Origin of the sequence: Pseudoalteromonas sp. SR44-8, from assembly GCF_014163635.1 — a bacterium.
GTDB lineage: Bacteria > Pseudomonadota > Gammaproteobacteria > Enterobacterales > Alteromonadaceae > Pseudoalteromonas > Pseudoalteromonas rhizosphaerae.
The window spans coordinates 1-9,858 of record NZ_JACJDS010000065.1 but is presented as its reverse complement, the minus strand read 5'-3'; the positions used below and the strand labels follow the sequence as shown (position 1 = coordinate 9,858).

Annotated in this window: 9 protein-coding genes and 4 tRNA genes; 9 read left to right on the top strand and 4 right to left on the bottom strand. The window is 41.3% G+C overall.

Annotated features, from left to right (window positions below; translation table 11 throughout):
* Positions 1-28: 28 nt before the first annotated feature.
* From H5183_RS21030 to H5183_RS21020, 3 genes are all read right to left on the bottom strand, one after another.
* Positions 29-2,185 (bottom strand): ATP-binding protein, encoded by a 2,157-nt coding sequence (locus tag H5183_RS21030; protein WP_145242734.1) that lies wholly within the window; start codon positions 2,183-2,185, stop codon positions 29-31.
* A gap of 135 nt (positions 2,186-2,320) precedes the next feature.
* Positions 2,321-2,977, bottom strand: coding sequence for a response regulator transcription factor (locus tag H5183_RS21025; RefSeq protein ID WP_145242736.1), 657 nt, complete (start codon positions 2,975-2,977; stop codon positions 2,321-2,323).
* 227 nt (positions 2,978-3,204) lie between these two features.
* Positions 3,205-3,576: a histidine triad nucleotide-binding protein gene (locus H5183_RS21020; RefSeq protein WP_145242738.1), complete on the bottom strand. Its 372-nt coding sequence runs from the start codon at positions 3,574-3,576 to the stop codon at positions 3,205-3,207.
* Positions 3,577-3,665: 89 nt separating this feature from the next.
* Here H5183_RS21020 and H5183_RS21015 point away from each other — a divergent pair, with 89 nt between their 5' ends.
* On the top strand, positions 3,666-4,289 hold the full coding sequence (locus H5183_RS21015) for a DUF2057 family protein (protein WP_182732638.1): 624 nt from the start codon (positions 3,666-3,668) through the stop codon (positions 4,287-4,289).
* A gap of 66 nt (positions 4,290-4,355) precedes the next feature.
* On the opposite strand, the gene H5183_RS21010 is transcribed toward H5183_RS21015, so the two are convergent.
* Positions 4,356-6,200 (bottom strand): M1 family metallopeptidase, encoded by a 1,845-nt coding sequence (locus H5183_RS21010; RefSeq protein WP_182732637.1) that lies wholly within the window; start codon positions 6,198-6,200, stop codon positions 4,356-4,358.
* 143 nt (positions 6,201-6,343) lie between these two features.
* Between H5183_RS21010 and murB the strand changes: the two genes are divergently transcribed.
* From murB to H5183_RS20970, 8 genes are all read left to right on the top strand, one after another.
* Positions 6,344-7,354, top strand: coding sequence for a UDP-N-acetylmuramate dehydrogenase (gene murB, locus H5183_RS21005; RefSeq protein WP_182732636.1), 1,011 nt, complete (start codon positions 6,344-6,346; stop codon positions 7,352-7,354).
* Positions 7,351-8,343 (top strand): bifunctional biotin--[acetyl-CoA-carboxylase] ligase/biotin operon repressor BirA, encoded by a 993-nt coding sequence (birA, locus tag H5183_RS21000; RefSeq protein WP_182732635.1) that lies wholly within the window; start codon positions 7,351-7,353, stop codon positions 8,341-8,343. The genes murB and birA overlap by 4 nt, the downstream gene beginning before the upstream one ends.
* Positions 8,340-9,035 (top strand): type III pantothenate kinase, encoded by a 696-nt coding sequence (locus H5183_RS20995; protein ID WP_145242748.1) that lies wholly within the window; start codon positions 8,340-8,342, stop codon positions 9,033-9,035. Before birA ends, H5183_RS20995 begins: the two co-directional genes overlap by 4 nt.
* A 120-nt stretch (positions 9,036-9,155) precedes the next feature.
* Positions 9,156-9,231, top strand: a tRNA-Thr gene (locus H5183_RS20990).
* Between the two features lie 39 nt (positions 9,232-9,270).
* Positions 9,271-9,355, top strand: a tRNA-Tyr gene (locus H5183_RS20985).
* Between the two features lie 45 nt (positions 9,356-9,400).
* Positions 9,401-9,475 (top strand) — tRNA-Gly (locus tag H5183_RS20980).
* A gap of 12 nt (positions 9,476-9,487) precedes the next feature.
* Positions 9,488-9,563, top strand: a tRNA-Thr gene (locus H5183_RS20975).
* A 134-nt stretch (positions 9,564-9,697) separates the two neighbouring features.
* Positions 9,698-9,858, top strand: a 161-nt coding sequence (locus tag H5183_RS20970; protein WP_246175643.1) for a GTP-binding protein, incomplete at its 3' end; no start/stop codon positions are given.

Below are 9,858 nucleotides of genomic sequence, written 5' to 3'. Positions count from 1 at the left end.
CTCGCCAACTCGCCAACTCGGCAACTCGTCAACTCATCTGCTCCCTGACATACTTTAAATACTGCTCAAGGCTATTTTGCCATAACACCAATGCTTCTGTGAGTGACTCTTTAAGCGGTTTGTTGTCGAGTAAGCGTCGTTCTATTTTTTTTAACTCTATGCCGTAGCGGTTAAAACCAAGTTGTAAAGCGGTGCTTGCTTGGCGATGGAGCAGCTTAATACATTGTTCTTTATCTTCGTCTAATAATTGTTGAGCACGGATCAGCTTGTTGCGTGCGGATAATACAAACTCGTTGTAAATAGACGAAATCTCGTCTTCACTAAAAGAGCTTTTTAATGTGTCTGCTGCGGTATTGTCATATAAAACATCACTCAGCTCAACGGCAATACTGGGTGCATGGCTGCTTTGTGAATCACTTAATGCTTGGCGTAATTTTTGTTGTTTAATTGGTTTACCAACAATGTCTTTTATTCCTAATGAGAAATACTCTTTGATTTCGTCAGGGCTTAAACTGGCAGTAAAGGCGAGTACTGGGGTACGTTGATTTTTATGCTCCATACCTTTGAGGGTTTTAAGTACTTCTTGGCCAGTCAGATCTGGCAGGTTCATGTCTAATAGCACAACATCAAAGTGGTACTCTTGCATCAGGTTAATAGCACTTTTACCATCGCGGGCGAGCTTGATTTTATGCTCATCATCAGCCATAAATTCTATGGCTATTTTTTGATTTAAATCTAAATCCTCGACTAGTAATACATCTAATCCAGTTAAATAATCTTTTGATTGATGGCGCTGTTCAACAAGGCTGAGTTCGCCAAGCACAAGCGTGATATCAAAGCTAAACGAACTGCCTTTATCTAACTCACTGGTAATATCAAGTTGGGAGCCCAGTTTGGCTAGTAGGCGGCTGGTGATAGCAAGGCCTAGGCCTGTTCCGCCCTTTTCTTTACCTGCGCTACTTTGTACGTATGGCTCTGTAAGGTATTCTATTTCATCATCTTCAATGCCAGGCCCCGAGTCAATTACACTAATACGAATATGATGTTCAAGTTGGCGCTCCTCTAATAACTCTACGCGAATTTTAACTTCACCTTTGTCGGTAAATTTAATCGCATTACCAACGAGGTTAATGATGATTTGCCGAAGTTTTTGTTGGTCGCAGTAATAACAAGCTTGCTCTGGGAGGTTATAAATTAACTCAAACTTTAAGCGTTTCTGCTCTGCTAATGGACTAAGTAATAAACATAAGTTATGCAACCAAGTTTTAAATTCTACGTCCTCTTCATAAAGTGCTTCGTTGTGTTGGTCAAGGCTTGCGTAATCAAGCACTTTATCCACTAACAAGTTAAGTGATTCGGCGGAGTTTATAATGGCTTCGCAATAAGGTTTGTCTCGCGGGTCTGTTGATTGATTTAAGATCAATTGCGCACTACCTAAAATACCATTAAGGGGAGTGCGAATTTCATGACTAATGGTAGATAAAAATAAGCCTCTTATTTCAAGATCTTTTTGCGCTTTATTAGTTAACTGATTGAGGTTTTGCTCTCTGCGCTCGTTACATAATAACGCCATCCCGGTGGTATAAAACATTGGGGCGATCACGCCATTAACCAGTAAGGTCACGCTAAACCAGTTTTCTTTTAACAGTGTGAAATTGTTAACATCTTCCATTAAAAAAGCGCGACCGACAAAAATACAGCTAATAATGGTCAGGATCAAAATATAGACAATGCTGCCATTGGGGTAGGGCTTACGGGCAAAGCGAATAAATAAGTACAGTAAAAACAGTGCTTCGCTTATATGCTGTAAATCAGAGGCCAACATACGATTACGAAGGTTAGAATCAACTACGGTAAAGTACATTAGCAATGCTCCGCAAAACAAGGTTGCTAATACAAAAAACCGAAACTCTTTGCCGCGGTAACCTAAAAATTGGCTGATTGCTAATGCATGGATGATGGACGCGCTAAACCATAAACTATTAGCAAGAACAATAGTGATAATGCTATCGAGACGACCGTGTAAGGCAAAGCTCATTAGAGCAATAAATAGCACTAAAGGATAAAGAATATATAACACTGTGCCTGGAGTGTTTTTGTTGGCGCGCCAAGTTAAAAAGTTGAGTAGTGCCATGACGACCATCATGGCGGCACTGGCAGAGTAGAGCGTGAGGGAGTCGAGCATTCATATTCCAAGCAGATCAGGATGACGAGTTTAGAATAATGGCAATTGCATTTGTTAGCAAATATCGCGCTCTAGAATAAACAAAAAAAACAGGCACAAAGTACCTGTTTTAATATTAAAATAAGAGTTACTAGATTAGCGAATTTCGTCCGGAATATTTTGTTGTGCCCACGATAATAATTCAATACGATTACGACATTTTGTCTTTCTAAATGCGCTGTATAAATGAGTTTTTACAGTGTGTGGACTAATGCTTAACGCTTCAGCTATTTCCTTATTTTTAGAGCCGTTACTCATTAAGGAGATAATTGCTTTTTCGCGTTTAGTTAATTTTACAGGTTCAATATCACCGTCAGTGAGCTTATGTAATGCGTCTTTATTGAACTGCAACATACGGTTTAATGCGTTACACATGATATCACGACGATACCACAGCTGATCTTCGAGTAATAAACGAATGCCTTTCATTAGCACATCAGCATTGTCGGTAGTATAAAAAACACCCCGAATACCGCTTAACAATGCACGATTAGCTAGTTCTGGATTTTCGTCTAAGTTGAATAATACGATATCGCACTTAATACGTAGATTGACCAATTGCTCTTTCAATTTCCCCCAAGCGTCTTGGCTTGATGTTTCGATAAACAATAAACGCGTTCCCTCAGGAACGTCAGATATATTTGTTCCGGTAGTAACATTGAGCCCTTGGGTTTTTAATAAAGGCTCTAATACATTAATACCAATTGTATTAATTGGCTCTAGATCTAGTAACAAAAAGGCAGAACTACTCATACTTACTATACTCTTGAATAAAGTTGACTAATCAATCCTAACATGCAATCCGCCCCTTTAGTATTAGAAATTTCCTACTTTAGGGTAAGATAGACATAGTTTTATAACGTTTATCGTATTCGTCATAAAAGATACATTTAAAAAACTTTGTAACAATTTGAAATTAATAGCAAATAACATTTTCTTTCAAATTTAATTTTTTTTACAAATATTTACAGTTAAGCCGTTTAAAGTAAACCTTTAGTCTTATTTTGGTAAGGTGGCCACCCCATTATTTTACCTGCTAGCATATGTAAATGGATATGATAAACAGTTTGCCCGCCATGTTCATTGCAATTCATTACCACGCGGAAACCATCCTCTGCAAAGCCTTGTTGTTTCGCTATTTTTGCAGCAACCACATACAGGTGGCCAACAATTGGCGCATCTTGCTCGGTAATATCATTGATGGTCGCAATCGCTTTTTTCGGGATAATCAGCACGTGAAAAGGGGCTTGTGGGTTGATATCTCTAAACGCTAAACTAAGCTCATCTTCGTAGATGATATCAGCTGGGATCTCGCGGTTAATAATTTTAGTAAAAATAGTTTCTTGGCTCATTTAAAGGGCTCTTTGTCGGTTGTACTAAAGTCACTAATGACAAACTTTGCCTGCAGTGTCAAACTGAAATCAAACAACAAGGAGCTATTATGCGTAAACATTTATTATTAAGCGGTATTGTGTCATTATTTTTGAGTGCGACAAGCGTGGCCGAAACCGTCAATTTTCCTGAAGAAATAGTGCCATTACAAGTGGGCGATAAGAAAATTGAGCATTCATTTTTCAACCGTGTTGATGAAGTCGAGCTGGTTCCTGGCGTATATCAGCTCAAACTTAAATACACCGATTTGTACGAGCAAGGTTACGATGAGCATCAAGTTATCGACTCAGAACCATTTTGGGTGACGATGACCATTGCTGCCAATACAGATTATGATGTGGTGTTTAACCGTGCTGATAATGCGGTAGCAGCAGAAGTTTTTGCAGAAGCGCCACAAGTGAGCTTACAAGCAAAAGGGGCGTCATTAGGCACGCCGCTAGCCATTATAGCTGAGCCCGATTTGACAAGTAGTATTAACTCTCAAGTTGCGACAGTGCAAGTAGCACCAACAGCAGCAACCAGAGCTGCACCGATGGCTGCTAATTTACAAGCTCCAGTTTCTCGCCCTGCACCTAATGCGCCTAGTGCTGCCGCCATGTTAGATTTTTGGTGGCAACAAGCCAGTGCTCAAGAGCGGCAAGCTTTCATTGATAAAGTCACTAAAAATAAATAGCACTGATTAAAATAGATAGCAAAAAGGGCGAATAAATCGCCCTTTTTAATTTTCGTTATTTAGCTATTACTTAGCAAACAAGTCGTCAATAGTACCTTGCGCAAGTGGGTGGTAGCCCGGGCGCGCTTTTAGGTATACTTCATGTGCCCATTCACGTTTACCATTAGTAATCAGAGCTTTGTATAGCGGCACGATTAATTTGCGACGGCCAATACCTGATAAGTGTTTATCAAGTGCTGGATAGATAGGTTGATAGCCATTGCCAACCGCAAGCATAAACCAAGCAAAAGCACGCTCTGCGTTAGTTGATTGTGTAAGGTTGAACTCGCTGTCTAGCATCGCCATTTTATCTAGGCTTAAATCACGTGGTAAGTTATTTAAAAAGTGTAACCACTCATGCACAGTCCAATTTGCCGTAGGAAGTTGTGCGGCAGTTGTGTCACCTTTTAACCATGCTGCTGTTGCACTATCTACTTTATCGAATGCATCTGAGGTTGGGTTTGGTGCATCGCTCGGTAAGCCAGGCTGAAAAATCCACTCGTTTACTTTATCCATGCTAACAACACCTGGATACTGTTCAATTAAGTTCGTTTTTAAGTAAGTAACAAACTCTGCGGTGGTCAAAGATTTGAATGAAAACTCTTTAAAATAGGCTTTTACAAATGGGTCGAACTTGTCGCGACCATACTTGTTTTCAAGGTAAATTAAGAATAGCTGGCCTTTAGTATATGGCACTGAGCTGAATGCATCGTCCGGATCGCGGCCATTAAGTTTTAAGTTAAGGCGAGTATCTGGCGCTGCAATAGTTTTAAGTTGAGCACGCAGGCCCGCAGCGTCAAGCGCTTGCTCCATAACCGCACGGTCACGACCATAAACTTCTTCCATAATACGGTTTTCAACGTACGAGGTAAAACCTTCATTCAGCCATAAGTCTTCCCATGTAGCATTGGTTACTAAGTTGCCAGACCAAGAGTGAGCAAGCTCATGAGCGATTAAGTTAACTAGGCTTTTATCGCCAGCAACAACCGTTGGAGTGATAAACGACAGACGTGGATTCTCCATGCCACCGAAAGGAAAGCTCGGCGGTAACATTAAGAGGTCATAACGCCCCCAAGCATATTCACCATACATGGTACTTGTTTTATCAATCATCGCTTGCGTGTCTTCAAATTCAGCAATTGATGCATCTAAAATGGTTGGTTCAGCAAAAATGCCGGTTTGGCGTGACATAGCTTTAAATTCTAGATTACCAGCGCCAATCGCAATTAAGTAAGGAGAGATTGCTTGAGGCATATCAAAAATGTAATCGCCATCTTTATAAAGTGCATCTTTGTTGTCGGCACTCATCACCGCACGAACATCTTTAGGTGTATGAATACGTGCCGAGTAAGTTACACGCATCGCTGGTGTATCTTGTACTGGGATCCAACTACGAGCATGAATTGCTTGCGATTGGCTGTACATAAACGGATGAGTTTTACTGGCTGTTTGCTCAGGTGTTAACCATTGTAAGCCTGATGCTTCTGGGCGGCTATTGTAGTAAATGCGTACTTTTGCTGCTTGGTTTTTAAAAGTAATAGTTAACTTTGAGCCTTTAACGTCATCACGTGCAGCAAGGGTAAATTTTGCTTTATGCCAGCCACCAGTTTGATCTTGATACATTACTTTATCAATATCTAAGTCACGGGTATCAAGTACCAATGTTTTGCTGTCGGCATTTTGCCATTGTAACGTATGCTCAACAAAACCTTCTAACTGCTTTTCAGCAAAATCAACGTCTAAATCAAGATTTAAGTGTGTAGTAATAACATCATCAAGATTAGCATAGGAATTTTGATCAATGGCACTGGCCATTGCTTGAGAGCACATACCTGCCATAGCGAGGCTTAAAAAAAGCGGTTTAAGTTTCATATTGACCCTGGACGGAAATAAAAAGTGCAGGTTTTATATCATGATTGACCATCAGGGTTGAGCAATTTTTACAATCTGATGCGCGTTTTGCGACGATAGGTTACACTATTGCGATTAGTGACGATTAACCTTTGGGGCATTTTGTGGCTCTCTCTTTGCAAGCTTTTCATACATTTTCTTTACCGAGCCAGTGTTCACAACTGTGCGAAATAACTGACCTTACACAATTACAGCTACTGACGTTTGATAGCCCTTTTTGCATTTTAGGTGAAGGTAGTAACACGGTATTTTTAAGCGATTATCAAGGCACTGTAATTAAAATGGCGACTACCGGTATCGCCATCATTGAACGCGACAATGATTACTTACTTGAAGTTGCTGCAGGAGAAAACTGGCATCAGCTTGTTGCATATACGCTCAAACAAGGGATGCCTGGGCTTGAAAATCTTGCTTTGATCCCCGGTACAGTTGGCGCAGCACCGGTACAAAATATTGGTGCCTATGGTGTAGAGCTGGCAAAATTTATTGAATACGTAGAATATTTTGATATCGCCACTAAGCAGCTCATCCGCCTTAGTTGTCAACAATGCGAGTTTGGCTATCGAGAGTCTATTTTTAAGCATCAATTAAAAAATAAAGCAGTGATCACTTGCGTTGCATTGGCATTACCAAAACTTTGGCAGCCAGAGTTAAGCTATGGTCCTTTACAGCAGCTTGAGTCGGTAACGGCGCAGACGGTTTTTGAGCAAGTGATTAAAACTCGTAACAGCAAATTACCGGATCCTTACATACTTGCCAATGCCGGAAGCTTTTTTAAAAACCCAATTATAGAAAACCAGTTACTTAGCGAATTGCTCGTCGCGTATCCGCAGTTGCCTCATTATTACTATGATGAACACCACCATAAAGTAGCTGCCGGTTGGTTAATAGAACAAGCAGGGTTAAAAGGGTACCGTATCGCAGGAATTGAAGTGCATCAGCAACAAGCGTTAGTTTTAGTTAATCATGGTGGCAGTGAAGGCAGTGACCTAATTAAAATGATTCAACATATCCAGCAGCAAATATGGCAACGTTATCAAATAAGCTTACAGCATGAAGTTCGCTTGATGAATAATGATACTGAATGCCATATCGGTTTAGGGGAGTTAGCATGAAGGCGCCGGATGGTAATAAATTAGCAATCTTAAATGCGCTCAATCAGGGGGGCTTTATCTCTGGGCAATTACTTGGTGAGCAACTTGGCATTAGTCGCGCCGCAGTGAGTAAACATATGCAAAGTTTACAAGCGATGGGGCTGGATATTTTTAAAGTTAGCGGTAAGGGTTATAGCCTTAATAACTCCGTGGGCTTGTTAGAGCAAAATAAGATCCAGCAATATTATCAAGGCTTGAACGCCAGTACGGCACATATCGAAGTGCATCCGATCATTGATTCGACCAACAGTGAGTTAATGCGCCGTATTGCGGCTAAACAAACACTAGATTCAGGCACTGTCGTCGTCGCGGAAATGCAGCAAGCAGGGCGTGGGCGACGCGGACGCGTTTGGCAGTCTCCATTTGGTGCGAACTTGTATTATAGTTATTTCTGGCGCTTAGATGACGGGCTGCAAGCCGCAATGGGTATGTCTATCGCAGTAGGCTTAGCTGTTTACGATACGTTAAAAGCACTGTATCAGTTAGATATTGAACTCAAGTGGCCAAACGATATTTATCTTAATAAAGAAAAGCTCGCAGGTGTTTTGGTCGAATTAGATGGTCAGCCACAAGGACCATGTCAGCTCGTAATAGGCGTTGGTATTAATTTGCAAATGCCCACAAGCTACAGCCAGCAAATCGACCAAGCGTGGACTGATTTGAGCCAACATAGCCAACAGATTGATAAAAATCAGCTGGTGGCACATTTAACATACCACCTTGAGCAACGATTAGCGCAGTACAGTCAAACTGGCTTGCATGACATGTATCAGCAGTGGAACGAACTCAACGCCTTTGCAGGACAGTGTGTGGAGTTAAATACTGGGCATAGAAGCTGGCGTGGTATCTGTGAAGGCATAGATCCACAAGGTGGTATTCGTATTCGCCAAGATGGTGAGGTTAAAAGCTATTACGGTGGTGAAATTTCACTACGCAAGGCAGTTCAATGAGATTATTAATCGATGTAGGTAATACAGCACTTAAAGCAGCGCTATGCCTGCAAGGCGAAATCAAACCGTGTGATGTTAGTGCGCTACCTTGGCGGCAAATTAACGAGCTGGTTTATGCAAGTGTCGGTAAAAATGAGCAACTCAATGGACTATTAGCACAAGCATCGGCATTTCAGGTGCCATGTTTTGAAGCGAAAGTGACTAAACAATTGAGTAACCTTAGCTGTGCGTATCAACAATTTAGTAATTTAGGTATTGATCGCTGGCTTGGTTTAATTGCTGCTTTTCAATTATGGCCGCAACAAGATTGCATCGTGATAGACACAGGCACAGCCACAACAATTGATGTACTTACAGCACAAGGACAACATTTGGGTGGCTGGATATTACCTGGCCTTGATCTCATGACACGCTCATTAACACAGAATACGCAGCGTGTTTTTGATGATGCCAACACGCCTTTTGCGAATGAGCTGGGTGTAAACACACCTAATGGTTTAAAAAATGGCGCGCTAGTGGCAACCTTAGGGGCTGTTGAACAAGCAAAATTACATTTAACCAATAAAAAACCTCAACTAATTTTTGCTGGTGGCTATGGTGCATTATTGAAAGCGCAATTTTTAGACGCGATTTATGATCCGCAATTAGTGATGAAGGGGCTCAATTACTGGTATGAATTGAGCAAAAATTAACAAAAACAGGCTGTTTTGCCTGATTTGTGAGCGTTCGGCACATAAAATCACATTTTTTTTAATTTTCTTGTTGCATCACCACCAACCTTCCTCTAATATCTCGCCCCGTACTAAAGCAGTGCCGACTTAGCTCAGCTGGTAGAGCAACTGACTTGTAATCAGTAGGTCAACCGTTCGACTCGGTTAGTCGGCACCACTTTCCTTTTACCGAAAGTGTTTAGTAAAGAATTATCGTGGAGGGGTTCCCGAGCGGCCAAAGGGATCAGACTGTAAATCTGACGGCTCAGCCTTCGCTGGTTCGAATCCAGCTCCCTCCACCACTTTATTCTTGACGGTTAGAGGTAGTTTAAGAACAGGTTGCTAACGCGGGCATCGTATAATGGCTATTACCTCAGCCTTCCAAGCTGATGATGCGGGTTCGATTCCCGCTGCCCGCTCCAGTTTCTGGTGTTGCTGATATAGCTCAGTTGGTAGAGCGCACCCTTGGTAAGGGTGAGGTCGGCAGTTCAACTCTGCCTATCAGCACCAGTCTTAGAATCTTCTTGATTACTTCCTTTATCTGTCAGAAAATACTATTTGAAATTTGAAAAATTTAACTTAATCTACCTCTGGTGGATTATTTTCATATGTAATCTAGATACACAAAACTGATAGGTTCCGTCATGGCAAAAGCAAAGTTTGAACGCGTAAAACCGCACGTAAACGTAGGTACAATCGGCCACGTTGACCACGGTAAAACTACCCTAACTGCAGCAATCACTAACGTACTTGCAAAAGTATACGGCGGTGTTGCTAAAGATTTCGCATCAATCGATAACGCTCC